Origin of the sequence: Dyadobacter sp. CY327 (assembly GCF_021390415.1) — a bacterium.
Lineage (GTDB): Bacteria > Bacteroidota > Bacteroidia > Cytophagales > Spirosomataceae > Dyadobacter > Dyadobacter chenhuakuii.
Genome location: NZ_JAJUXJ010000007.1, coordinates 649,838 through 675,653 on the forward strand (window position 1 = coordinate 649,838; position 25,816 = coordinate 675,653).

At 44.9% G+C, this 25,816-nt stretch carries 26 protein-coding genes; 10 read left to right on the plus strand and 16 right to left on the minus strand.

The window, feature by feature from the left end; genetic code table 11:
• Positions 1–41 precede the first annotated feature (41 nt).
• On the minus strand, positions 42–1,151 hold the full coding sequence (gene pdxA / locus LZG74_RS18960; RefSeq protein WP_233798091.1) for a 4-hydroxythreonine-4-phosphate dehydrogenase PdxA: 1,110 nt from the start codon (positions 1,149–1,151) through the stop codon (positions 42–44).
• Positions 1,152–1,246: 95 nt separating this feature from the next.
• Here pdxA and LZG74_RS18965 point away from each other — a divergent pair, with 95 nt between their 5' ends.
• A complete protein-coding gene (locus tag LZG74_RS18965) occupies positions 1,247–2,173 on the plus strand; it encodes a 2-hydroxyacid dehydrogenase (protein WP_233798092.1) in 927 nt (308 codons plus the stop codon).
• Positions 2,174–2,297: 124 nt separating this feature from the next.
• Here LZG74_RS18965 and LZG74_RS18970 read toward each other — a convergent pair whose 3' ends face one another.
• Genes LZG74_RS18970 through LZG74_RS18995 form a run of 6 tightly spaced genes read right to left on the minus strand, consistent with a single transcriptional unit; the run spans position 2,298 to position 6,026 of the window.
• Positions 2,298–2,864, minus strand: a complete 567-nt coding sequence (locus LZG74_RS18970; RefSeq protein ID WP_233798093.1) for a 50S ribosomal protein L25/general stress protein Ctc — start codon at positions 2,862–2,864, stop codon at positions 2,298–2,300.
• Between the two features lie 37 nt (positions 2,865–2,901).
• Positions 2,902–3,846, minus strand: a complete 945-nt coding sequence (locus LZG74_RS18975) for a ribose-phosphate pyrophosphokinase (RefSeq protein ID WP_026632910.1) — start codon at positions 3,844–3,846, stop codon at positions 2,902–2,904.
• Positions 3,847–3,885: 39 nt separating this feature from the next.
• On the minus strand, positions 3,886–4,461 hold the full coding sequence (locus LZG74_RS18980; protein WP_233798094.1) for a phosphatase PAP2 family protein: 576 nt from the start codon (positions 4,459–4,461) through the stop codon (positions 3,886–3,888).
• A complete protein-coding gene (trpS, locus tag LZG74_RS18985; RefSeq protein WP_233798095.1) occupies positions 4,458–5,435 on the minus strand; it encodes a tryptophan--tRNA ligase in 978 nt (325 codons plus the stop codon). The genes LZG74_RS18980 and trpS overlap by 4 nt, the downstream gene beginning before the upstream one ends.
• Before the next feature lie 19 nt (positions 5,436–5,454).
• Entirely contained in the window at positions 5,455–5,778 is a 324-nt protein-coding gene (locus tag LZG74_RS18990) for a type II toxin-antitoxin system RelE/ParE family toxin (RefSeq protein ID WP_233798096.1), read from the minus strand.
• A gap of 11 nt (positions 5,779–5,789) precedes the next feature.
• Positions 5,790–6,026: a hypothetical protein gene (locus tag LZG74_RS18995; protein WP_233798097.1), complete on the minus strand. Its 237-nt coding sequence runs from the start codon at positions 6,024–6,026 to the stop codon at positions 5,790–5,792.
• Positions 6,027–6,103: 77 nt separating this feature from the next.
• Between LZG74_RS18995 and LZG74_RS19000 the strand changes: the two genes are divergently transcribed.
• The 5 genes from LZG74_RS19000 to LZG74_RS19015 all read left to right on the plus strand — a co-directional run bounded on the left by LZG74_RS19000 (position 6,104) and on the right by LZG74_RS19015 (position 11,603).
• The gene (locus LZG74_RS19000) at positions 6,104–6,775 is read left to right on the plus strand and encodes a DUF2461 domain-containing protein (protein ID WP_233798098.1); all 672 of its coding nucleotides are present in this window, start codon (positions 6,104–6,106) and stop codon (positions 6,773–6,775) included.
• Positions 6,776–6,829: 54 nt separating this feature from the next.
• Entirely contained in the window at positions 6,830–10,480 is a 3,651-nt protein-coding gene (gene dnaE, locus LZG74_RS19005; protein WP_233798099.1) for a DNA polymerase III subunit alpha, read from the plus strand.
• An 87-nt stretch (positions 10,481–10,567) separates the two neighbouring features.
• Positions 10,568–10,900: a thioredoxin gene (trxA, locus tag LZG74_RS19010; protein WP_026632915.1), complete on the plus strand. Its 333-nt coding sequence runs from the start codon at positions 10,568–10,570 to the stop codon at positions 10,898–10,900.
• 119 nt (positions 10,901–11,019) lie between these two features.
• Complete coding sequence (locus LZG74_RS26580; RefSeq protein ID WP_235164649.1) at positions 11,020–11,211, plus strand: type II toxin-antitoxin system HicA family toxin; 192 nt, start codon at positions 11,020–11,022, stop codon at positions 11,209–11,211.
• Positions 11,208–11,603: a type II toxin-antitoxin system HicB family antitoxin gene (locus LZG74_RS19015; RefSeq protein ID WP_233798100.1), complete on the plus strand. Its 396-nt coding sequence runs from the start codon at positions 11,208–11,210 to the stop codon at positions 11,601–11,603. The genes LZG74_RS26580 and LZG74_RS19015 overlap by 4 nt, the downstream gene beginning before the upstream one ends.
• An 8-nt stretch (positions 11,604–11,611) precedes the next feature.
• On the opposite strand, the gene LZG74_RS19020 is transcribed toward LZG74_RS19015, so the two are convergent.
• From LZG74_RS19020 to LZG74_RS19050, 7 genes are all read right to left on the minus strand, one after another.
• The gene (locus LZG74_RS19020) at positions 11,612–12,490 is read right to left on the minus strand and encodes an aldose 1-epimerase family protein (RefSeq protein WP_233798101.1); all 879 of its coding nucleotides are present in this window, start codon (positions 12,488–12,490) and stop codon (positions 11,612–11,614) included.
• Complete coding sequence (locus tag LZG74_RS19025) at positions 12,487–13,707, minus strand: aspartate aminotransferase family protein (RefSeq protein ID WP_233798102.1); 1,221 nt, start codon at positions 13,705–13,707, stop codon at positions 12,487–12,489. The genes LZG74_RS19020 and LZG74_RS19025 overlap by 4 nt, the downstream gene beginning before the upstream one ends.
• A gap of 57 nt (positions 13,708–13,764) precedes the next feature.
• Positions 13,765–14,958: a hypothetical protein gene (locus LZG74_RS19030; protein WP_233798103.1), complete on the minus strand. Its 1,194-nt coding sequence runs from the start codon at positions 14,956–14,958 to the stop codon at positions 13,765–13,767.
• Positions 14,951–15,793 (minus strand): type 1 glutamine amidotransferase, encoded by an 843-nt coding sequence (locus LZG74_RS19035; RefSeq protein ID WP_233798104.1) that lies wholly within the window; start codon positions 15,791–15,793, stop codon positions 14,951–14,953. The genes LZG74_RS19030 and LZG74_RS19035 overlap by 8 nt, the downstream gene beginning before the upstream one ends.
• 113 nt (positions 15,794–15,906) lie before the next feature.
• On the minus strand, positions 15,907–17,007 hold the full coding sequence (locus LZG74_RS19040) for a carboxylate-amine ligase (RefSeq protein WP_233798105.1): 1,101 nt from the start codon (positions 17,005–17,007) through the stop codon (positions 15,907–15,909).
• A gap of 22 nt (positions 17,008–17,029) precedes the next feature.
• On the minus strand, positions 17,030–18,280 hold the full coding sequence (locus tag LZG74_RS19045; RefSeq protein WP_233798106.1) for a RimK family alpha-L-glutamate ligase: 1,251 nt from the start codon (positions 18,278–18,280) through the stop codon (positions 17,030–17,032).
• 20 nt (positions 18,281–18,300) lie between these two features.
• A complete protein-coding gene (locus LZG74_RS19050) occupies positions 18,301–19,008 on the minus strand; it encodes an esterase family protein (RefSeq protein ID WP_233798107.1) in 708 nt (235 codons plus the stop codon).
• 119 nt (positions 19,009–19,127) lie between these two features.
• Between LZG74_RS19050 and LZG74_RS19055 the strand changes: the two genes are divergently transcribed.
• Positions 19,128–19,940, plus strand: coding sequence for an esterase family protein (locus tag LZG74_RS19055; RefSeq protein ID WP_233798108.1), 813 nt, complete (start codon positions 19,128–19,130; stop codon positions 19,938–19,940).
• A gap of 15 nt (positions 19,941–19,955) precedes the next feature.
• Here the strand turns inward: LZG74_RS19055 and LZG74_RS19060 are convergent, their stop codons facing one another.
• Complete coding sequence (locus LZG74_RS19060; protein ID WP_233798109.1) at positions 19,956–20,978, minus strand: acyl-CoA reductase; 1,023 nt, start codon at positions 20,976–20,978, stop codon at positions 19,956–19,958.
• A gap of 128 nt (positions 20,979–21,106) precedes the next feature.
• Between LZG74_RS19060 and LZG74_RS19065 the strand changes: the two genes are divergently transcribed.
• The 3 genes from LZG74_RS19065 to LZG74_RS19075 all read left to right on the plus strand — a co-directional run bounded on the left by LZG74_RS19065 (position 21,107) and on the right by LZG74_RS19075 (position 24,371).
• Positions 21,107–21,454 carry a 4Fe-4S binding protein gene (locus LZG74_RS19065; protein WP_082216484.1) on the plus strand — a complete coding sequence of 116 codons (348 nt, stop codon included), beginning with the start codon at positions 21,107–21,109 and terminating at the stop codon, positions 21,452–21,454.
• A gap of 347 nt (positions 21,455–21,801) precedes the next feature.
• On the plus strand, positions 21,802–23,004 hold the full coding sequence (locus LZG74_RS19070; protein ID WP_233798110.1) for a porin: 1,203 nt from the start codon (positions 21,802–21,804) through the stop codon (positions 23,002–23,004).
• Between the two features lie 47 nt (positions 23,005–23,051).
• Positions 23,052–24,371, plus strand: a complete 1,320-nt coding sequence (locus LZG74_RS19075; RefSeq protein ID WP_233798111.1) for an ammonium transporter — start codon at positions 23,052–23,054, stop codon at positions 24,369–24,371.
• 82 nt (positions 24,372–24,453) lie between these two features.
• Here the strand turns inward: LZG74_RS19075 and mtaB are convergent, their stop codons facing one another.
• Entirely contained in the window at positions 24,454–25,785 is a 1,332-nt protein-coding gene (gene mtaB, locus LZG74_RS19080) for a tRNA (N(6)-L-threonylcarbamoyladenosine(37)-C(2))-methylthiotransferase MtaB (protein ID WP_233798112.1), read from the minus strand.
• Between the last annotated feature and the right edge of the window lie 31 nt (positions 25,786–25,816).

Genomic DNA, 25,816 nt, shown 5'->3' on the forward strand with positions numbered 1-25,816 from the left:
AATGGATGTAAAGCACCGCCCCGTAAGCTGGCCGCCGAGTGTTAGTTATTAAACCGCTGCTTTCCCCCGGACTTGGCAGGATGCTGGCTTTCAGATTGTTGTGGTTTTGAAATTAATGCATGCTTATTAATATCCTCGTTCACCACCCGGAACCTGGAAACGTCGCATGCCAGGTAAATGGCTTGAAGCAATGAGCCGGGTTCTGCTATATTTTTGCCTGCAATGTTGTAGGCCGTTCCATGATCCGGTGAAGTTCTTACCGCCGAAAGCCCGGCTGTGAAGTTCACACCTTCATTGAATGCAAGGGTTTTAAAAGGAATCAAACCCTGGTCGTGATACATGGCCAAGACGGCGTCGTACTGCTTGTAAGTAGCGGCAGCAAAGAAGCCATCTGCCGGGAAAGGACCGAAAACAAGGTTGCCTTTTTCTTTAAAATTCTTGATTACGGGCGTAATGACATCTATTTCTTCGTTTCCCAGCAAACCATTTTCCCCTGCGTGCGGGTTAAGCCCCAGTAAGGCCAGTTTGGGTTTTTTTATTCCAAAATCGCCTTTCAACGATTGCAGCATCTGCTCAATTTTAGCCGTCAGCTTCTCGGTTGTAACATTAGTGCTGACCTTGTCAAGCGGAATGTGCCCAGACAGAACGCCAACCCGAAGTTCGCCGGAGACCATGAACATTAACGCATCTTCTTTGCCGAAAGACTGCGCCAGAAACTCCGTATGACCCGGAAATTTGAAATCTTCACTCTGAATGTTGTCCTTATTGATCGGCCCTGTTACCAGCGCCTGGATTTTTCCTTCTTTCAGGTCTTCGACGGCTCTTTTCAATGATGCAAAAGATCCTTGTCCTGCCTCTGGGGTTATCTTTCCTGGTTGGATTTCGGTTTGATGGTCGTGCCAGCAAGTGATGACGTTGGTAAGCTTCGGATTGGCCTGATCTGCTTTTTGAATGCCGTGTAAAGTCCATTCTTTCATTTCAAACAGATTGCGATACTGGTTGAGCACGCGCAACGATCCGTAAATGATGGGTGTGCACAATTTTGCTAACTGATTCCCTTCTAGTGCTTTGAGTATAACTTCCGGCCCGATTCCGTTGTAATCGCCTAATGTAATTCCTATAACAGGTTTATCGCTGATTTGATCGCTCATGTAGGTTTAATGCTGTTGTAACTGTTCTTCTGAGTAATTCTGTATTACTTTTGCGCAATGTCTGACCGGCAAGTTACAAAAAATCCCGTGCTCCTATGAAAATCCTGATCGCAGACTCTATGCATCCCTCGCTTTTTGAAATGTTACGGGATGAAGGCTGGGATTATTCCTATCACCCGGAATTCCGCCGGGAAGATATATTAGACAACATTGCGGGTTACGAAGGGCTCATGATCCGCAGCAAGACGAATGTTGACGAAGAAATGCTTGCTGCGGCCACCGAGCTGCGCTTTATAGCCAGGGCAGGAGCAGGGCTCGACCTCATCGATCTGGAAGCCGCTGCAAAACGCGACATAGAAGTTTTCCACGCCGGAACTGGGAACCGCGATGCCGTGGCTGAACATGCAGTTGGAATGCTGCTTGCCCTTTTTAACAACATATTACGGGCCGACCGCCAGGTTCGCAGCGGAATATGGGACCGGGAAGGGAATAGAGGCGTGGAGCTTATGAAAAAAACCGTGGGAATTATTGGCTACGGAAACAATGGTGCTGCCACTGCCCGGCGACTGAGCGGATTTGGCTGCCGCGTGCTTGCGTATGACAAATATCGTGACAATTACAGCGACGCCTACGCCACTGAATCCAGTCTGGAAGAGATTATGCGGCAAGCGGACGTTATAAGCCTGCACATTCCATTAACTGAGATTACGCGTTATATCGTCGATGATGATTTTGTAAACAATATTTCCAAACCATTTTACTTAGTAAACCTTTCACGGGGCGAAACTGTGAGCCTTGACGCAGTTGTCAATGGATTAAAGTCCGGTAAGATCCTGGGTGCTTGTCTGGATGTGTTGGAAAATGAAAAGATCAGCAAACTGACGGATGCGCAACAGGAGACATTCGATTACCTGCGGGCCTCAGATAATGTAGTGCTCACGCCGCACATAGCAGGCTGGACACATGAGAGTTACGTGCGTATTAATGAAGTGTTGATTGAACAAATCCGGAGCTCGATCTGACGAAAACAGCGACTCTCAACAAACCAAACAGCGGCTGTCACAGTCAAAACGGAAGTGGCTATAAACAAATATGCCGACCAAAGGTCGGCACGTTTGCATCTATTAGCCATGAAAAATAAAATACTTACTTACCAAGTGTACCTCTCAGTGCACGTGGGATCTCAACTGAAGCAATCGGGTTGCTTGCGGCTGTTAATATAACGAAATTTTCAGCCTTAACTGCACCAACCTTAACAGATTTTCCTAAATCCAGCTCAGTTACATCAACATCTACGTAGTCTGGAATGTTCTCAGCCAAACCTTGTACACGCAATTTACGCAATTTTTGGTTCATTTTACCACCTTTCATAACACCAGATGATGTACCAGTCAATTTAACGGGAACGTCAACTTTAATTTCTTTGCCGTCAACGATCTGCAAGAAATCCGCGTGGATCAATGAGTCGTTAACAGGGTGAAATTGTCTTTCCTGCAAAATGGCATTATATAGAGTACCCTCGATATTGAGCGTAACATTAAAAATATCCGGTGTGAAAAGCAACTCGCGGAACAACATAGCCGGTGCATAAAAATGAACCTGCTCAGCTCCACCATACAGCACAGACGGAACATAACCTTGTGAACGTAGTTCGGTCGCTTCCGTCTTGCCGAGATTCGCTCTTTTAAACCCTACAATCTCATGCGTTTTCATAAGAATATTTAATTAAGAAGATAAAAAATAAAAAAATTTACTGATAATTTATAAACAAAGAACTAATAGATTCATGATCACGGATACGCCCGATGGCTTTTGCGAATAATTCTGCAACCGACAACACGCGTATTTTATCATTCTGTTGCTTCAAAGGAATCGTATCAGTGATAATCAGCTCTTCCAAAACAGAATTGGCAATATTTTCGTGCGCTTTACCCGACATAATCGCGTGGGTACTAATGGCCCGCACAGAATTGGCCCCTTTTTCGATAATCAATTCAGCAGCTTTGCAAAGTGTGCCACCGGTGTCAATCAAATCATCCACCAGTACAACATCCATGCCTTCCACATCCCCGATCACCTGCATGCTTGCGATTTCATTCGCCCGTTTCCGGTGCTTATCGCAAAGGATCATATCAACATTTAAAAACTTCGCAAAATTACGCGCTCTGGCTGCTCCACCCATATCCGGCGATGCAATCAGCAGGTTTTTGAGGTTCAGGGATTTAATGTAGGGAACGAAAATAGACGTTCCTTCCAAATGGTCAACAGGGAGGTCAAAAAAGCCCTGAATCTGTCCTGCGTGCAAATCAACTGTCATCAGACGATCCACGCCAACAGAAGTAAGCAGGTTAGCAACCACTTTCGCAGCAATCGCCACACGTGGCTTATCTTTCCGGTCCTGCCTAGCGTAACCAAAGTAAGGAATTACCACAGTCACATAATGAGCAGAAGCGCGACGTGCGGCATCCACCATTAAAAGCAATTCCATCAGATTGTCAGCCGGAGGAAAAGTGGATTGGATCAGGAAAACGTCGCACCCTCTAACCGATTCTTCGAAGCTGGGCGAAAGCTCTCCGTCACTGAATTTCCTTAATGTATAACCTCCCAGCTCCTTGCCATAATACCTGGCAATGTCTTTGGCCAAATATTCGGATTGACTTCCCGAAAATATTTTTACTGTATTAAATGAACCCATTGGCCAAACTGAAATTTGCGCAAAATTAAATAAAATCGATCAGATACGGTAATATCTGGTCAAAAAAGTATGGTAAAGTTTCAAACAAAGCCACCCGACCGTCAGGCCGATCATGCAGCCGATCACAATATCTGCGGGATAATGTACGCCAACATAGACCCTGCTATACGAATAAATAGCGGCCCAGATGAACAGGAACCACATGTACGGCAACTTTGTCCTTAAAAAAGCAAACCAGGTCATTGCCACAGCAAAACTTGTGGAAGCATGCGATGATGCAAAACCATAAAGTCCGCCGCAACCCGTGACCTGATGCACCAAACCCTGCAATTCGGGTTCGTGACAAGGCCTGTACCGAACGAAATAAGGCTTCATAAACCCGGAAGTGATCTTATCAGCAATGATCACTGCAATCAGCACAACGGCGAGCTCTACCAGTCCTTTTTTCCAATCCTTTCTTAAGTGGACTGCAATCAGGACAATGTACATGGGAATCCACGTGTATTTGTATGTGATCCAATACATTAAAGTGTCGAGCCAGGGTACATGCTGACCGTTCAACCAGAGAAAAAGATCCTGGTCGGAATTGATCAGCATGTCAACGCTTTCTGTCATGAGCTGAAACCGAGAACTTTGCGGACTTTCACAATCGTTTCCTGCGCAATAGCGCGCGCTTTCGTCTCGCCTGCTACAAGGATGGCTTCCAGCTCCTGGTCGTTTTCCATATAATAGTTGAAAATGCGGCGCGGCTCAGCGAATTTTTCCAGCATACATTCCAATAATGCTTGTTTGGCGTGCCCGTAGCCGTAACCGCCATTCAGATAGTTCTGACGCATGGTGGCAACGTCGCTTTCGGAGGCGATGAGGCTGTACAGCTTAAATGTAATGTCTGTTTCGGGATCCTTTGGTTCTTCCAAGGGCGTGGAGTCAGAAACAATCTTTTTAATCGATTTTTTCAGCTCGTTTTCCGGAACGAATATATCAATGTAGTTGTGGTAAGACTTACTCATTTTCTGGCCGTCGACGCCCGGGATCGTCATGATGCGCTCGTCAATTTGCGGTTCGGGCAACACCAGCATCTCCTCTCCTGCGATCTGATTGAAGCGTGTGGCAATGTCCTTTGTCATTTCCAGATGCTGCTTCTGGTCTTTTCCTACCGGGATAATGTTCGCATTGTAAAGCAAAATATCCGCAGCCTGCAAAACCGGGTAAGTAAACAAGCCAGCATTCACATCTGCCAATTTCTCCGATTTTTCTTTGAAAGACGTCGCATTCGCCAGCATTGGAAACGGCGTAAAACAATTGAGATACCAGGCTAATTCCGTGTGTTCCTGAATCCTGGATTGTCTCCAAAAAACGTTTTTCTCAAAATCGAAACCGAATGCTATCCAGGTTGCCGCAATAGCACGTGCATATTCATGTCTTAATTTCCCATCTTTAATAGAAACAAGCGAATGAAGGTCCGCGATAAAAAAGAAGGATTCATTGTCAGGGTTTTTTGAAAGTTCAATAGCGGGAACGATAGCTCCCAAAATATTCCCCAGATGGGGCCTTCCACTACTTTGGATGCCTGTTAGGATTCTGGCCATTTATAGTTTGTTACTGGTATTATTTTGTTGAATCAATTATAGAACGAATTTCCTTAATAGGAATCGTTTCTTTTTCGGACTTATCGTAAATGGTAATTAACACTAACTCGTTGTCAGTGAACATGAAATGTGTAATTATCCTAATTCCTCCACTTTTGCCTTTCCCTTTACTTTTTACTGGCCATCTGATTTTGAAAATTTCAGAACCAAGCGGCTTTCCAGTAGTTGGGTTTTCCGTCAGATTTATGATAAGTTTTTGAATGTCTGTGTATAGAGACGGATATTTTTTTGCTAGCCTTTTGTATTCTCGTCTAAATTCGTGTGTGTAAGTGATTTCAATCATTGATAAATGTGCTAATCTTTGAATAAATCGTTGATGTGAGGTTTTGGTAATTTCCCTTCCTTCATGAGTTTCACTTCCTTCAATCCCCGGGCTAGCGAATCAAGTATCTTTTGCTTCCTCAACTTAGCTTGTAATTGCTCCCATTCTTCATTTGGAACAACGACAGCGGTTTTTTTTGTATACTCCTTCAATAAAAATGGACGGTTCATAGCTTTCTCCTGATTATCAGTTTTTAAGAGATTTTGCAATTTCTAATTTGTCAAAATTCGTTAAATTGAATCACAAAACGTAGTAAATTTGAATTTTATAGCTTCACCAAGATACGATGGAATCCAAAACACTTCACTTTTTAAGTCAACTAGCCGAAAATAATAACAGGGATTGGTTCCAGCAAAATAGAAAGGATTACGATGCGGCAAAGGCGGATTTGGAGCAACTGGTCGCTTACCTGATCCAGGAAGTAGGCAAGTTTCAGGATCTGGGCAATTTGCAAGTCAAAGAATGCATTTTCAGGATCAACCGCGATATCCGGTTTTCAAAAAACAAAGCACCATATAAAAATAACCTGAGCGCGGGCATCGGCCCGGGTGGCAAGGGTTCCGGGAAAATTGACTATTATCTTCAAATACAGCCAGGTAACAAGACGTTTCTGGGCGGCGGCATGTGGGAAACCACACCCGAGCAGCTGGCCAGATTTCGTCAGGAGATCGATTACAATGCGGATGAGTTGAAGCAGATTATCCATGACAAAGAATTTCATGCCTATTACCCGAACATCGAAGGCGAGGCTTTGAAAACGACGCCAAAAGGTTACGCCAAAGATCATCCGGAGATTGAGCTCCTGAAACAGAAGCAACTTTTTTTCTCTCACACTTTCACAGATAAAGAAGTGGCTTCCAAGGACTTTGGAAAAATGGTCGTAAAAGGCATTTCGATCCTTAAACCTTTTACGGATTATATGAATTATGTTATATATGAACAGCCTGCGGAGTCCTGAATTTGAGTGCCTGCCTTTCTGATTAGTCCACAATTCCAATTTACATCTTAGCGTATGCAATTTTCACACTTGCACTGCCACACCCAATTTTCACTTCTCGACGGTGCGGCGGATATAAAAAAGCTTTTCAAAAAGGCCAAGGAAGACAATATGCCTGCCGTTGCCATCACGGACCATGGAAACATGTTTGGCGTGTTCGAATTTGTGGCGGAAGGCAATAAGCAGGGCATTAAGCCGATTGTAGGATGCGAATTTTATGTGGTGGAAGACCGGCATATCCGACAGTTTACAAAAGATAAAAAGGACGTCCGGCATCACCAGTTGCTGCTGGCGAAAGACGAACAGGGATACAAAAACCTGGTTAAAATGTGTTCGCTCGGCTTTATAGAGGGAATGTATGGCAAGTATCCGCGTATTGATAAAGAGCTGATTGTCAAGTATCATAAGGGACTTATTGCCACGACTTGCTGCATCGGAGCTATTATTCCGAAGACCATTTTAAAAAAGAGTGAAGAGGAAGCGGAGAGGGAATTTAAATGGTGGCTGGATTTGTTCGGCGACGATTTCTATGTGGAATTGCAACGCCATGAGATCCGCGATCAATTAATTGTGAATCAGGTTCTCGTTAAATTTGCCAGGAAATATAATGTTAAGATTATCGCCTCCAATGACTCGCATTATGTGGATCAGGAAGACTGGAATGCGCATGATATCTTGCTGTGTATCAATACGGGTGATAAGCAAAGCACGCCTTCGGCAAAGGATTTTGACGATGATAAAGGCATTCCGAAAGGCTCGCGTTTCGCGTTTTTCAATGATCAGTTTTATTTCAAAAACACCAGCGAAATGATGAAGCTGTTCAACGACTTGCCCGAGTCGCTGGACAATACGAATGAAATTGTAGATAAAATAAAAGCCCTGGATCTGCGGAAAGATATTCTGCTGCCTAATTTCCCGATTCCCGAAGAATTTAAGACGCATACTTTGTCGGAAATGTTTGGTAAAAAGGAGCTTACGGCCGATGTGTTAAACCAGTGGGAATATCTCAAACACCTGACATTCGAAGGGGCGAAGTTCAAATATGGAACGATAACGCCTGAGATAGAAGACCGCCTGAACTTTGAGCTGCAAACGATCCGGAACATGGGTTTTCCAGGTTACTTCCTGATTGTGGCTGACTTTATTGATGCAGGCCGCAAAATGGGCGTTTTCATTGGTCCAGGACGTGGTTCGGCAGCTGGCTCGGTGGTGGCCTATTGTACAGGGATCACCAACATTGACCCGATCAAGTACGACCTGCTTTTCGAGCGTTTCTTGAATCCGGACCGTATTTCACTTCCTGATATTGATACGGATTTCGATGATGAAGGCCGTCAGAAAGTGATCGATTATGTGGTTAAAAAATATGGCTATAACCAGGTTGCGCAAATCGTAACATACGGCACAATGGCCGCCAAATCGGCGATCAAGGACGTAGCGCGTGTGATGGACCTGCCGCTTGCAGATGCTAATATGCTCGCGAAACTCGTTCCGGACAAGCCTACTTATAATATGACGCTTAACCGGATTTTTACAGCGCCGCTGGAAGGAGAGGGGAGTTTGACGAAGAAAGAAGGAATTGCGCCTGAGGAGTTGGATAATGTGAAGAAAATGCGCGCTATTGCACTAGGCAACGACTTGCAGGCAAGCGTTTTACAAGAAGCAAGAAGGCTGGAAGGAACTGTGCGAAACACGGGAATTCACGCAGCAGGGATCATTATCGCTCCAAGTGATTTAACTGAAATCATTCCAGTAAGCACATCCAAGGATTCCGACTTCCTGATTACGCAATATCAGGGGAAGATTATTGAAGATGCGGGGGTTATTAAGATGGACTTTTTGGGTCTGCGTAACCTGACGATCATTAAGGAAGCATTGCGGCTGATCAAGCAGAACCATAATGTTGATATAGTGATCGACGACATTCCGCTGGACGATCCGAAAGTGTTTGAATTGTTCCAGAGAGGCGAAACCAACGCGATTTTTCAGTTCGAATCCGATGGGATGAAAAAATACATGCGCGACCTGATCCCCGATCGTTTCGAGCATTTGATTGCCATGAACGCATTATACCGCCCGGGTCCGATCGCCTACATTCCAAACTTCATCCGCCGTAAAAATGGATTGGAGGAAGTAACATATGATTTGCCGGAACTGGAAGAGTATCTGGCGGATACATACGGGATTACGGTTTACCAGGAGCAAGTAATGCTTCTGTCCCAAAAGCTGGGCGGATTCACCAAAGGACAAGCTGATACATTGCGTAAAGCAATGGGTAAGAAGCAGATAGAAACGCTGAACAAAATGAAGGGCGACTTCATGAAAGGCGGCGCGGAGAAAGGCCTGGACACCAAAAAGCTCGAAAAGATCTGGACGGACTGGGAGGCTTTCGCATCTTATGCATTTAACAAATCCCACTCGACATGCTACGCTTTCGTTGCTTACCAGACAGCCTATCTGAAAGCGCATTATACCGCAGAATACATGTCTGCTGTATTGACGAGCTCGCTGGGCAACATTGAAAAGATCACATTCTTCATGGAGGAATGTAAAGCGCAGGGATTGAAGGTCTTAGGACCGGATATTAATGAGTCCGACAGGCAGTTCAATGCGAATAAGAAAAGTGAGATCCGTTTTGGACTGGCAGGTGTGAAGGGAAGCGGCGACGCCGCAGTGGAATCTATTATTGAGGAGAGGAATCAGAACGGGCCGTTCAAAGATATATTTGATTTTATTATTCGCGTCAATCTGCGAACCGTTAATAAGAAGACGATAGAAAGTCTGGCTTATGCAGGTGGATTCGACTGTTTTCCAGAATATCACCGTGCGCAGTATTTTGCAACCGAGCCGGGAGAGTCAGGAACATTTATTGAAAAATTGATCCGTTACGCCAATAATTATCATGCAGAAAAGGCCTCGGCACAGTCGTCGCTTTTTGGTGCATTTGGTGGAAATGAAATATTGATGTCTAAGCCGAAGGCAGCCGAGGTTATGCCTTGGGATGATCTGGCGAAGCTGCGTTACGAGCAGGATGTGGTTGGCTTTTATATTTCCGGACATCCACTGGATACATTCAGGGTAGAGCTTGACAACTTCTGTAACTGCACGGTAGACAAGGTGATGGAGATCGGTGAAAATGAGCGGGCACCGAAATACTTTGGAAAGGAAATCAATGTGGGAGGAATTGTAACGAGTGCGCAGGAACGCATGTCGCGGAATGGCAGCTTGTTTATGATCTTCAAGATCGAGGATTACCGCGGGTCGATGGAAATGCTTTTGGGTGGAGAGGATTACATTCGTTTCAAAAATTACTTACAGGTTGGCCAGTTCCTATACATTAAAGGCAAGGTGCAGAACCGCTGGAAACAGGAAGATCAGTTTGAATTTAAAATTTCTCAGATCCAGCTGCTGACCGAAATCCGTGAGAAGATGTGCCGCAAGATCCGTATTAACCTGACATTGGATCAGATTGACGCACAGTTTATTCATTTGCTTAACGAAACCTTTGGTAATCACCCAGGTGCGTGCGCGGTAAATATGACCGTTGTAGATCCCGAAACGCATTTGGAAGTGGAAATGGTGTCGCGCGGTTACCGGGTTGCGCCTACGAATGAACTGTTCAAAGTGCTCAATGGATTTCATGGGGTAAAATTCTTTTTAAACTAACCTGATGCAGGGAGAATCAGGAACTTTTAGTTACTTATAATCCTTATTATATCAGATTTATAAAAAAACATTAGACATTTTTTCGACATGGGAAAAGCACTTGAAATTACCGATAGCACCTTTGAAGATCTCATCCAAGGAGATAAACCAGTACTTGTTGACTTTTGGGCTGAATGGTGCGGTCCTTGTAAGATGATCGGACCGGTTGTAGAACAATTGGCTGGCGAATACGAGGGCAAAGCAGTTATTGGTAAAATGGATGTGGATATGAACTCTTCGATACCAGCTAAATTCGGTATTCGCAGTATCCCAACATTGATGATTTTTAAAGGCGGACAATTAGTAGATAAAGTTGTAGGTGTTGTGCCAAAAACAACTTTGGAAGATAAATTAAACGCACAAATCGAGGCTACTGTTTAGTAGTAAGCGTTTTGTAGAAAGACTAAAAGCTTCCATCCGGAAGCTTTTTTTGTGAGCACTAGTTTGGAAATGGTATATAATTATATACCTTTGGATTCAACACTTTGCTCACACTATCAATGAAATATTCAGAGTTTCACCGTATCATACGGCGTAATGGCTGGTTGCTTGTCAGGACGCGAGGCAGTCATTGTCTTTATAAAAAAGACGGCGTTACTTATGCTGTGGCCAATCACGGTTCCAAAGAGATGGCGGAGCCTACGCGTTTGGCGGCAATCAAAATTATGGGCTTAGACATACAAAAAAGATGAAAATCATTAAGGTGCTCATAGGGCGAAGTAAAGATTTTTACGGTGCGCATTCTATGAATGTAAAAGGCATCAATGGTGGCGGGGAGACTATCGAAGATGTTAAGAAGTCAGTGATGGAATGCATTGAGATCATCAAGACTTTTGATGACAAAAATATCCCAGCTGCCTTAAAAGGCGAGTATGAAATTGAGTGGCGGCTGGATGTAGGCAGCTTTTTGCAATATTACAAAGGCATTTTTAGCCAAACGGGCATTGCGCGCTTGACTGGAATCAATGAAAAGCTCTTAAACCACTATGCTTCCGGTTTGAAAAAGCCCCGTCCCGCGCAAGCGAAAAAGATTGAAGCTGCACTGCACCAACTGGGCAGTGAGCTTCTGGCGTTGAAATTGTAGCGATCAGTCTATTCGCTAATTTCGATCTCAAACTTCGCTTCGAACTTGTTGCCGGCAGCCAGCTTTAAAATGCCTTCTTTGGTTTCAAAGTTCTGGTCCGAGTCGGCGCTGTCGGCTATCCCTAGCCAGGGTTCGATGCAAACGAAGTTGCCGCCGGGTTTTGCCCAGATGCCAAGATATTTGAAGTCGTCGTAATGCAGGGTGATAACTTGTGCGGATTTTGTGCTTCGGAGACTTACTTGTTTTGAAACTAAATGTTTGAAAATCAGCGCATCATTATCAAATAAATGTCTGTTTAAGTGAAGGATATTGGTGTTTTCGAAAACAGGCTTTGTGGTGTTGCCGACCAGGCCGTCCTTCTCTAACAGCCAGGTTGCGTCATTTTCAACAGCGTAGAATTCAAGATAGTAATCCTCGTAAACCTCATCGTCATGCATAGGACATTTAAATGCGGGATGTCCACCCAGCGAGAATAACATTTCGTCATTTCCATGATTGATCACTTCATGATTGACAATAATCCGCTTTTCTTGCAGGCTGTAAGTAATGCGGAATTCAAATTCAAATGGGTAAATTTCTAATGTTGTTTCACTGAATTTAAGTCCAAATGTCAGGCTGTCGTTTGTTTGGTCGACAAGTTTTACGTCCGCATTATTTCTGATAAAACCGTGGCGCGGGACTGCATATTGCTTGCCTTTGTAATTTACAAAACCATCCTTAATCGCTCCGATTACGGGAAAAAGCACAGGGGCATAACTCGCCCAAACGTCCGGATCGGCGTCCCATAAAAAGTCTTTCCCTGTAATGGCTGACTGGATCTGGCAAAGTTCTGCGCCTTTTTCCTGCACGGAAATTTTTAGAAAATGATTTTCGACTGAGTAGTTCATATGTTGCTATCGTTCAAAACGGATAATATTACGTCGCAAGCTTCGCGGATCTGGTCTTCGGTAATGGTAAGCGGCGGGGCAATGCGCATGGCGTTGTCGCAAAACAAAAACCAGTCGGTAACTACGCCGCGTTCAATGCAGCGATCAATGGTGTCCTTCAATTTTGCGAATGATTCCATTTCCGCCGCGAGCATCAATCCTCTTCCCCTTACTTCCTTTATGGCCGGATGGACCAGCAATGCTTTGAAAAGTGCTCCTTTTTCAACGGCGGACGCTGCCAGGCCTTCCTCTAATGTTACTTGGAGTGCCGCCAGCGAAGACGCGCAGCTTACCGGATGGCCGCCAAATGTGGTAATGTGGCCAAGTATTGGATTGTTTTTGAAAACACGCATAATTTCCTGAGAAGCCATGAATGCACCAATCGGCATGCCGCCACCCATTCCTTTGGCACTGAGCAAGATGTCAGGGTAGGCACCAAATTGTTCAAAGGCCCAGAACGTTCCCGTACGGCCATATCCTGACTGAATTTCATCAAAAATCAAAAGCGCGCCTGTCTCATTGCATCTTTTTCGAAGTGCCGGAAAATAGTCATCACCCGGCACACGCACCCCAGATTCTCCGCCAATGACTTCAATGATAACCGCGGCCGTTTTATTTGTTATTTTTTCAATATCGGGCAAAAAACCATGCTGAATGTGCGTAATGCCGGGAAGCAGCGGGCGGAAATTTCGCTTGAAAAACTCTGCTCCGGCCAGACTTAATGCACCTTGCGTAGCCCCGTGATAAGCATTAAAGCAAGAAATAAATTCATCACGACCGGTAAATCGTTTGGCCAGTTTCATCGCGCCTTCGACTGCTTCCGTCCCGGAATTTGTAAAGTATACATTATCAATCAAGCCATATGGCGAAGGATTTGCGCTCGATAATTGTAATGTTTCAGTAAGTGCCTTTGCAAGCTGCACTTGCGTGCTTTGTACATATTCTCCGTACACAAGCAAGTGCATATGTTTTTCAAGTTGCTCATGGACAGCTGCTAACACCTTCGGATGCCTGTGACCAACATTGCTGACCGCGATTCCGGAAATCAGGTCCATGTATTTCCTGCCATCCGGGCCGTACATATAGACGCCCTCGGCTTTCACAATTTCCAGGGCAAGCGGGTAATCGGATGTCTGGGCGAGGTGATCAAAGAAGTGTTGACGGTGGGATATATGCATTCTAAATGTTCAATACTTTTGAAAAGTATTTTATTGTTTAATTTTATAAAACTTAATTTACTTTTCGAAAAAGGCTGCGCTTCCGCCAACCCACGTGAAATCCTTATTATAGCGGACCCCGATCATTTCGCCCCGGCTCAGCCGGCTTAACGCGATGAACAATTCCGGTTTTTCCGCATTGTCATTCCAGCAGTACATCATGCGGACTTCACATTTAACCAACCCATCCGGCGCTTGAATGACTGGTTCGTAGGTCACTTTTCTTTGCAAAATATAGTTTTCCGGATCTGGCAATGATGCTAAATCTGCTTTTGTAATGTGCAATTGTACGCCTGAGCCAGCAAATGAAAAAAGTGGCTTTAAAACGTAATTTCCCAGGTCAGCAGGAAAATTGCCTTTATAATCACTTACAAAACGTGTTTCCGGAATGTATGGACTTTGGAGAAAGGGAATCGAAAATTTGCTGATCCTGAAAAACCAGTTGGGATGACCCACCCAGCTTACATTTACATCGTCCGTAAGACGGTAACTCGTTCGCAGGTCGGGATAGTTAAGCAAATCGTCGAATATAAGGCGGTTATAGATCCTTTTAACCTGGATTTTTCTGCCATTGTCTTCGTAAAATAGATCTTTTCCTTCTTTAATTAATTTGGTATAACAAACAGCCTTGATGCCCAGCATTGCTTCTGTTACCGCAAAATCGACGCGCGTCTTTTGCTTTTCCGGAAAGATCTCTAAGAGAATGACATTTTCAGGTTTTTCACCAGCCAGGATCAGCTCTTTCAATTTCTCAACATAAGCTGCATACGAATCGGCGCCGAAGCAGTAGCCGAAATTTTCAGGAATGTCAAAATGCTTTTTGAAGTTTTCGGACAAGTAAGCCTGATAGCCGAATAGGGAAGGAAAGCCTTGTAATTCAATCAATTGCGGAACGAGATTTCCCGTATCATCTTTACAAATGGCGAAGTCGATAGCCAGAAAAGATGTGTGCCCATTCTCATTAGGCACAGCTTGGTCGACTGGAACGGCCCTTTCTGTTTGTTTTACAAATTCGGGAGAGCGCAATGTTTTGATAATTTGCTCCGAAGCGATGTTGATCTTCTCAAGCAAATCTTTCGGAACGAAAATCGGCGTTTCGGCTACGCGAAAATCAAGTTGCCCGGGGAAATCGAGCTCGAATGACTTTACGAATTTTTCATATTTATCCTCCGTGAAAGAGTCATTGAATGCTTTGCGTGCTTGCTTATGCATAGGCAGGCAGAAAAGTTTTGTTCAAAGCATTTTTAAGAAACGCGGGAATGATCACAGATTCAGTCATCATAATCTTATCCGGATCATTCAAATGCATGATCATATCATTGTATTTTGCTTCGCCATGATTGGCGATGATGGCGGCTTTTTTGTCTTCACGTAAAAAGTATCGGAGCATGCCTTCGGCATCTGCCTCCGGATGAAACTGTGTTCCTACGATCTCTTTGGAGAAACGGATGGCCATTATAGCACGTTCCAGCGGCACATGCGGTCTGATTTTTTCTAAGCAAAGCAGCTTAGCGCCCAGATCATCAAAAGCGAATTGGTTAGGCTGTGTAACCTGATAATCGCGTGAATCAACGATCCAGAACGGATCTGCCAACGCTGATAAAAGAGGATCCTTGCGCCCAGCAGCAGATTTGTATACAGGAAATGTGCCGAAGGAAGTTTTCCGTCTCTTGCTCACGCTCGCCAATTGCCAGTGAATGCAGGCCATCTGGAATGAGTGACAAATCAGGAAGAGGTGTTTTTTGACCTTGTTATGCCGGCTGGCATTGAACCGCAGCATTTGATCCAAAAATCCAAAAAATTTCTTCTCCCAAGCCGCGCCGACCGGCGAAGGGTTACCGGGGCCGCCAGTTGAAATGTATGCGTCGAAATCCATTCCGGGAATCTCCAATTTTTGCCGGACGTCGAAAACAGTGTAGGCAACGTCCAAGGATTCCTGCTCACCGAATGCAGTTATAATTTTTTTAATACAACGCATTCCTTCATTTTCGAAGCCATCGTACATATCCAGAATGGCAATCCGGAAATGTTTTTTGTTATCGTTCATCTTAAAAAGCTGCTTATTTAACGTCAGCCGTTAGCATTATTTTTAATAAATAGGGTAAATATGGTTAACAACCTGACCCGCTAATAGTTCGCCGCGAGCAGAAAAAAGATGCCTCAATCTAACCCGATTCTGGTTTCAGAAACGATGTAATCCACCACCGCGTTCATGCTTCCAGTTTGCTCAAAAACAGCCAGTTGACGGTCAGCTCCCGTTCCCATGGCCATTATTTGATGGATATAGTCGATCTCTTTCCGGCTTCCCAGCTCATCCACAACATCGTCTATAAATTCCAGCAGCTCAACGACCAGCATCTTGTATTCCACCTCCTCCTGTTTACCAAAGTCGATGAGCTTGCCGTGGATGCCATAACGGGCGGCCCGCCACTTGTTTTCATTGATTAACATGCGGTGATAGGGCCTGAATGTCAGGTTCATTCGATGCAATTTATGGATTTTAGCGACGAGCGCCTGCATAATGGCAGCCAGACAAATGGTCTCATCTGTACGCATTGGCACGTCGCACATGCGGAATTCAATGGTGTCGAAAAACGGATGGACGCGAATGTCCCACCAGATCTTTTTACCATTATCAATACATTTGGTCTTGATCAGCAGATTGACATATTCGTCGTATTCGGCTGCGCTTGAAAACGAATCTGGTATGCCGGTTCGGGGGAATTTATCAAAAACCTTGGACCGGTAGGACTTAAAACCTGTGTTACGACCGCACCAGAACGGCGAGTTGGTTGACAATGCATAAATATGCGGCAAGAAATATCGCACCGCATTCATAATCTGAATGGCTTCATCCCGATTTTCAATCCCAACGTGCACGTGCAACCCGAAAATCAGGTTGCCGCGTGCTACGTCGCGCATTTCATCGATGATTTCGTCATAACGAGGGTCGGGCGTGATGAGCTGTTCAACCCAGTCTGCAAACGGATGTGTTCCGGCGGCGGCCACCTGCAGATTCTGCTTGTCGGCCAGGTCCAGGATCATCTTCCTCAGATAGGTAACTTCCTCACGCGCCTCCTGAATGTTATGACAAATGTTGGTGCCTACTTCCACAACAGCCTGGTGCATTTCGGCTTTCACACGCTCTTTCAGCGTAATTTTTCCGTCCTCAACAAGCTTTGACATATGTGACCGGAGATTCCTCGTGACAGGATCGATGGTCTGAAATTCTTCTTCAATTCCCAGCGTGAAAGTGGCCATAAAGCGTGCGTATGTGGTTAGTTTAAGGTTTTTTCAATTTAGAATTGGCGGCAGGTGCTTTGGTAGCAGCCGCTTTTTTGGTAGGAATTTTCGGGGTCGGCTCGCTCGGAACGGGCTGGTTGCCTTTGTCCTCCACAAGCTTTGGCGATTTTTTCGGCGTAATGGCTTTCACCTTCACTTCTTTGGCAGAAGCCGGCGCTGCCAGCGGAGTCTCTGCGGATGCAGTATCGCTTACCGGAATGCTGTCTGCAGGAGCGTCATTGATTGCAGAAGCGCCTGTGTTCTCAGCAGCACCTATGCTTGTAGGAGCGCCTGTGCTTGCGGGAGCACCTATTGCATCCTTAATAAATGTTCCCCAGGTCAGGTTGGTTTGGCCGGGCACATGGGCTTTGGCCTTTTCAATGGCCAGGTTGGCAGCAGCTTCTACCACCCATTCAAAGTTATCGCGGCCTACGGAATAAATGTCGGCATCCGGGGCAGGGTTGCAGAAGTCGATGGCGATGGGGATGCCATCCCGCACGGCAAATTCTACGGTGTTGAAATCGTAGCCCAGCGCAATGTTTAATCTTAATGTATAGTCTTTAATTGTTGCCAATAAGTTTTCCCCTTCTTCGCCGGTTGCCTTCATTTCGGCTGCGTAGCGTAGATGATGTGGGTTTCTGGGTTCATAAGGCATGATCAGCACGTCTTTCTGGCCAATGCAGTAGCAACGGAAATAATCGGTAAACTCGATTTCTTCTTGCAACATCATCACCAACTGGCCCGTTTCCTCGTGCTTATGCCACATATCGTGCGGATTAACCACTTTATAAACGCTTTTCCATCCACCTCCGTCGTGCGGTTTCATATAGGCTGGAAAGCCAATGTATTCAAATATTTCTTCCCAGGCCATCGGAAATGCCAGGTTGCGGAAGGAGGTTTCGGTTGTGTTTTCGGGGCGCTGTTTGGAAGGGATCAGCACCGTTTTTGGCACAGGAACTCCAATCTTCTGGGCCAGTGCGTTATTAAAAAATTTCTCGTCGGCACTCCACCAAAAAGGGTTATTAATGACCGCCGTGCCGGATAATGCGGCGTTTTTCAGATATGCACGATAAAAAGGCACATCCTGTGAGATCCGGTCAATGATCACCGCGTACTCGGTCGGATCGGCTTGTACTACTTTGTCAATCGTCACGGCTTCTGCGATGAAGCCGCTGTCTTTGCTATTCACTCTTTCAATAAATGCGTTCGGGAAAGTGTTTTCCATTCCAAACAAAATGCCAATTTTTTTCATATCCGGTTTTTGTTTTGTATTTACATAATCCGCGAGAGGTAGTCAGGGAACATTTTGTTCCACAGCGGCCAATCATGTTTTTCCCACCCTCTAATATCGAGCCAATGTTCTATGCCCTGGTCATTGAGGATTTTGGACATCTTTAAATTACTATCCAGACAAATATCCCAGTCCGAAGTCCCCAAAACGATTTTCATATGGCCATAGCGCCATCCTTGTTCGTTCGGCATGAAATCAACAGGGTTGTTGAAGTAAACCGTGTCGTCGTAAAAGCCATCGGTAAAGCTCCGGATGTCGAATGCGCCGCTCATGCTGATCATATAGGCAACCTGGTCGGGATGTTTGAATGCAAAATTTGCAGCATGAAACCCGCCAAAGCTGCATCCGGCCACACCGATTTTGCCGACATGGCACTCACTCATTATATAGGGAACCAGTTCATTATGCAGGAATTTGTCATACTGAATGTGGTTCAGCACCCTGTATTGCGGATTTAAATGTTTGGCATACCAGGAGTCTGCATCAATGGAGTCCACACAGTATATCTTGTACTTTCCAGATTCCACCAATCCGCTTACCGCTTCGATCAGGCCCATGTCTTTGGCCTGGTAATAGCGCCCGAGCGTAGTAGGGAAGAGCAGGAGCGGATAGCCCCAGTTACCATAGACAAGCATGTCCACATTCCTGTCCAGATGATGCGAATAATAGGTGATATGCTTCTCTTCCAAAAGGAGGTTATTTAGGTAAAACCATTGATATTGAAATATACAAAACAAATTAACGGAAGCAAATTATGGGCATTTATTAACTTGCGCGCTCTTATTACAACTATTTTAATCGCGCTGATTTGAGTTTCGACACCAATCCTGTTCATACCATTGTCAAAAATGTATTTTCTGTCTTTCTGGAAAGAGAGGTGGTGATTACTATCATTCTGCCCGCAGATTATGATCGCTCGAAGCATTATCCGCTGATCTTATTCAATGATGGCCAGGATTTTGAAGGACTTGGGATGGCATCGATCCTGACAGATTTGCAGTCGAGCGGGGAATTCGATCCTGTACTGGTTGTGGGTATCCATGCCAATGAAAACCGCATTTTTGAATATGGTGTTGCCGCTGAGGCGGACTATGCAGGGCGGGGAGACAGGGCGAATGCCACTTCGGACTTTGTAGTCAGAGAATTAATCCCGCATTTACATGCGGAGTACAACATTTCGCAAGAACGCATTGCTTATGGCGGGTTTTCGCTGGGCGGGTTGATGGCTTTGGACATTGTCTGGAACAATCCGCAGATTTTTGCCAAAGCAGGCATATTTTCAGGTGCATTGTGGTGGCGAAGAAGAGCGTTGAATGACGATTACAGCGATTCCGACCGCATCATGCACGCGCAGCTTCGTATTGCCAGCATTAAACCGGATCTGAAATTCTGGTTTCAATGTGGTTCGCTGGATGAATACGACGATCGCGATGGTGACGGCGTCATTGATTCGATTCAGGATACGCTGGAATGTATTGCCGAGCTGGAAAAGAAAGGTTGCGCCTGGAACCGCGATGTATTTTACACTGAGATCGCTTTTGGCGAGCATAACCTCAAAACCTGGTCCGAAGCGCTCCCCGGTTTTCTGAGGTGGGCTTCGGAGAAGAATCGCTTGCTTTAATAAGAAAACAGAAAATTAGAATTCTGCTAAAAACGCCATGGTGTCGACAGCATCCGCATAATCGTACAAACCCGGCTCCTGCGTTTTACCAAATGGGATCAGTCCTGGCAATGCGATATCGGCATTGGTCACCACGCACTGGATCTTTTCCGCCTGGTCATTCAATGGCGCCTCAATATCCGTAAGTGATTCATATGTTTCGTAATGCAACACGCTGATAGCGGAAACGAGCGCTTTGCTTTCCGTCAGCAGCAGGAAACCGTTATCGTAATGCGGCACCCGGTTCACCAGGAAGATCGACTTGTTGTACTCGTAGTTGTTGAAGTATTTGTGGTGATGCAAATAGGTTTTATCCAGGTCTTGAATGGATTCGTAAAACTTGGTAAAATCATATCCGATGGGAACAAAAAGCTTGGAAACATTGCGGCATCCCAGGCCAAAATATTGCAGCACATCACGGCCGAGCGCCGCCAGTTCCTCTGTACTTTCCTTACCGGTCAGGATGGCTACGGATGTCCGGTTTCGGCGGATAATGTTGGGTTTTTTGGCAAAATAATAATGGAAATAACGCGCCGTGTTGTCGCTTCCGGTGGCAATGTAAGCATCTGCATCATTGAGCCGCTCTACAAATTGAATGTGTTCTTTAAGTCCAGGTTCAATCTCCATAAGCTTATCCAGCAGGGCATGAATAAGCATATGGTCGTCTGAGCTCGGTTTCGCCATTAATATATGTCCGCTGATGATGACGGATAATGCGTCATGAAATCCCACTGCCGGAATGTTGCCGGCCATTACAACGCCTATTTTTTGAAAAGATACGGGCTCCGGATATTGTGCGGTCCAGGCATTCAGCTTGTCCGGATTTAGAAATTGGTGGGCGATCGCATTAAGGGAACGTGCTACGTTTTCGGGGGTGAACCAGTTGTTCCTGCTGTTGGCGCGGGCGATCCACTCTTCAATTACCGGTTCGTGTTGAGGGTTTGTGATGAATTTTCCAAGATATATAAATGCATTGATCCGCTGGGCTCTCGATATCATTCTGACTGAACGCTGAAAAGTTAAATTAGGTATTCGTTTTTATTTTTCTGATTGTTGGGAAACTATAAATAGTTATATTTGTTACTCTAAACAGAAGAAATAGCAACAAATATAAACAATCCGGCGATATGGCTATAATGATAACCGATGAATGCATAAATTGTGGGGCGTGCGAGCCAGAGTGCCCTAACACAGCAATTTATGAAGGAGGTGTGGAGTGGACCTGGGGAGATGGGACAAGTCTGGACGAGGTGGATTTCGGCGATGGAACCATTGTAAGCGGTAAGGAAAAGCAGTCGCCGGTTTCTGACGAATTCTATTATATAGTTTCAGATAAATGTACCGAATGCGTAGGTTTCCATGAAGAGCCGCAATGTGCAGCGGTTTGCCCTGTTGATTGCTGCGTTCCGGATCCTGATAACGAAGAGGAAGAAGACACTTTACTTGCTAAAAAGGCATGGATGCATGGTGAGTAGCAACTGCTAACCAAATAAGATTTTGAAGCCCCGCCCACAGCGGGGCTTTTTTTGTGCCCTGACCAAATGAAAATGGCACTTTTATCATAAAAAAGCAATGTAAATCCGGTGTAGCGTAATTTATAAAATTCTGTATATCTATATTTTTACAGAATTAAAATTATTAATTAAATTTTGCAAAACGCTTCATTTTATGTTCATAAAACAAGAATTTTGGGTAGAAAAATGTGATAATTGTGTTTTTTTAGATAAATTTTGGTTCTGTTATTTGATTAATACAATTTATATATAATATTTGATTCATCAATCGAGCCGGATAGTGATATTAACTTAAACAGAATATAATTATGAGAAAAGTCTATTGTACAGTATTATCTTTGATGGTATCATTTTTGGGTTTTGCAAAGTCAAATGAAGACAAGAAAGCTGCCAAGGCTGATACATTAATGGTTACAGAGGCGAAGGATGAGGAGGATGCGAAGGGCGCGTTTGCGTTTTCGGGATATCTTGATTCCTATTACATGGCCAATTTCAATAAACCCGCTTCACGTTCTAACATGGGAGGAAGCAATGCACGGGTTTTTGATCAGCGTTCAGGTCAGTTTTCTTTGGGACTTGTACAAACAAGAGTTGCTTACACCAATGCGAAGTCAGAAGCCGTTGTTGACCTGACATTCGGTCCTAATGCAAACATGGGTAATTATGGAAATGCTTTGTTCAGCACCGCACTCGCTATCAAGCAGGCTTATTTTACTTACAAATTCACAGACAAATTTTCGATGACGGCCGGACAATTCGGAACCAACATCGGATATGAAGTGATCGACGCACCGGCCAACTTCAACTACTCGCTGTCTAACCTTTTCAACAACGGACCATTCTACCACGCCGGTTTGAAAGCAACTTATGCTTTTTCAGACAAGGCTTCTTTAATGGTAGGGGTAGTGAACAATGTGGACGGACTAGGAGATAACAACCGTAAAAAAGGGATCATTAGTCAGTTTTACTTCCAGCCTGTCGCAAACTGGAACGTATATGTGAACTACATCGGAAGCAACGAGGCTAATCCGGATTCGGTTACATTCAAAGAGCCATCTGCTTTCTACCAGGTTTTTGACCTGACTACAAGCTTCCAGATCACTGAGAAATTCCTGCTTGGATTAAATGCTGCTTACGGAAGCCAAAAGGGAGATTACCAGGGTGCAGGCGGACCTGCCGACACAGAGACCTGGGGTGGTGTAGCTGTTTATGCCAACACTGCATTAACTGACAATTTCGGAATCGGTGCGCGTTACGAATACTTCAACAATGACAGCGGCGTGCGCGGCTTGCTTACACCTGCCGGCATGGGAACAAGTGTCAACTCCATTACTTTAACAGGAAACATCAGCCTCGCTGACGGACATATCCTTGTAAAACCTGAGTTCCGTCTGGATGCTTATCCAAAAGTTAGCGGTGCAAACGAATTGCAGCAGTTTGAAGACGAAAACGGCTCATTTACAAAAAACAGTCAGACTACCTTCGGACTAGCATTCATTTACAAATTCTAATTCAATCACATACCTTCTTAATCTACCCATAATAACAATTTACTAAAATGGAAAAACGTAATTTCATTCCGCTGATTATCCTGCTGGCCATCAGCATTCTCGGCGCCTTCATTCCCAATGTTCCAACTCAGATCGTTACTGAGGGGATCAATTCCGGTGACACCGCCTGGTTACTTGTGTCTGCTGCGCTTGTATTGCTCATGACCCCCGGTCTGGCTTACTTCTACGGCGGAATGGTGAATAACAAGAACGTTATCTCGACAATGCTTCAAAGCTTCATCGCAATGGGTGTTATCAGTGTCCTTTGGGTTGTTATTGGTTTCAGTCTTGCATTCGGTGACGACATCGGCGGGTTTATTGGTAACCCAATGACGCACTTCATGTTCAAAGGCGTATTGGATGGTCCGGTTTGGGGCACAATTCCTTTTGCTTTGTTCGCAATGTTCCAGATGAAGTTCGCGGTTATCACGCCTGCACTGGTAACGGGTTCTATGGCTGAGCGCGTAAACTTCCGTTCTTATGTGTTGTTCATCATCTTGTTCTGCATCTTTATTTATTCTCCATTGGCACACATGACCTGGCATGCAGATGGCATCCTTTTCAAAATGGGCGTGCTTGACTTCGCGGGTGGAACTGTTGTTCACATGTCTGCCGGCTGGGCTGCTTTGGCTGGCGCACTGTATCTGAAAAGACGTAAGTCATTATTGGAAGATCATGTTTTGCCTCCTGCTAACATTCCTTTTGTTCTTTTGGGAACAGGTCTGCTTTGGTTCGGTTGGTTCGGTTTCAATGCAGGTTCTGCGCTTTCAGCTTCTCCATTGGCCGTTTCTGCTTTCGCTACTACTAACACTGCTGCTGGTGCCGCTGGTCTTTCATGGGTTTTGTTTGATGTTGCAAGAGGTAAAAAAGTGTCAGCGCTTGGTTTCTGTATCGGTGCGGTTGTAGGTCTTGTGGCTATCACGCCTGCTGCTGGTTTCGTAACGGTTCCTGCTTCTCTTTTCATCGGAACAATTGCTGCGGTGATCAGTAACTACGTTGCTCACCTGCGCACCCGTTCTACTTTGGATGATACATTGGACGTGTTTCCTTGCCACGGTGTAGGCGGTATGGTTGGTATGCTGATGACAGGCGTGTTCGCAACAAGCGGTGTTAACTCACTGGTTACGGATCAAGGTCTTGCTTTCGGCGAAACAACATTATTCATCAACCACGTGATTGCTTTGGTAGGTGTATCTGTGTTCGCATTCGGAGGTTCCTTGCTATTGCTTAAAATCACAGACCTTATCTTGCCGCTACGTGTATCTGAATCAGACGAAAAAGCTGGATTGGATGTAAGTCAGCATGACGAGTTTCTTGTAGAAGCATAATTTTTCTCAACGTTATAAACAACAAAAGCCCGGAATGTTCCGGGCTTTTGTTGTTTATAAGGATTTTGTTATGACCTAATATTCAGGAATGGATCAAAACTTCTTCTTCCGATTCCGTCACTTCCATCAAGCCTGCATCATTAATGTGGTCGTATCGCACGGCTTTTGTCTCATTAATGAGTAACGGATCATATTTCACTGCGACCCGCACATAGTTGTCTGTAAAACCAAGCATCTGACCGTTCTGAATCTCGTCTTCAAATAAAACCAATCCCTGTTTATCGACTTGCTGCTCATAGAAGAAGCGCTTTTTCTTTTCTGACAGAATATGCAGCATTTTCGAGCGATCCGCTCTTACATTCTTGGCAACAACCGGCCTGATGCTTAAAGCCGCCGTATTTTCTCTTTCCGAATAGGTGAATACGTGTAAATAGGAAACATCCAGCTCATTCAAAAACTGATAACTTTCTTCAAATAGCTGTTGCGTTTCGCCAGGATGGCCTACTATAACGTCCACGCCAATGCAGCATTCAGGCATTAGCGATTTGATTTTCGCAACGCGCTCTGCATAAAGTTCGCGTTTGTAGCGACGCTTCATTAACCCCAAAATGGTGTTGGAACCCGATTGCAACGGAATATGAAAGTGATGCGCGAAACGTTTGGAGCGAGCCACAAATTCAATGACATCATCCGTAAGCAGGTTTGGTTCGATAGACGAAATGCGGAAACGTAAAATGCCTTGCACTTCGTCCAATGCTTTCACCAGATCCAGAAATGTCTCTTTCCGTTCGCCATTTTGTATACCAAAATCACCAATATTGACGCCTGTCAAAACAATTTCCTTCACGCCCCTGGCGGCAATCTCCCGCGCAGCATTCACAATGTTCGCTATACTGTCGGAACGGCTTTTGCCTCTGGCCAATGGAATGGTGCAGTAGGAGCAAGGGTAATCGCAGCCATCCTGCACTTTGAGAAACGTCCGCGTTCTGTCATTCAGGGAATAGGACGTGTGATATTCAATGGCATGGTCGATGGTAGACGCAATCACCTGAGCAGGCTGGCCCAATGGCGTCTTTTCAAATGTGTCAATAAGTTCGACCAGGCGAAATTTCTCTGCTGCACCCAAAACAGCGTCTACACCCGGAATTTCAGATATTTCCCTTGGTTTCAATTGCGCATAGCAACCGATGATGGCCACATAACCATCCGCATTGATCTTCTGGGCTTCCCTGACAATCTTGCGGCATTTTTTATCCGCGTTCTCTGTAACGGAGCATGTGTTGATGATGAAAATATCAGGTGTTTCATTAAACTCAACCTTTTGATATCCCTTTTGTTCAAACATCCTTCCTATGGACGATGTTTCGGAATAATTCAGTTTACAGCCTAATGTATAGAAAGCGACTTTTTTCATTGTTTTCAAATATTCTGCAAAATTACACCTT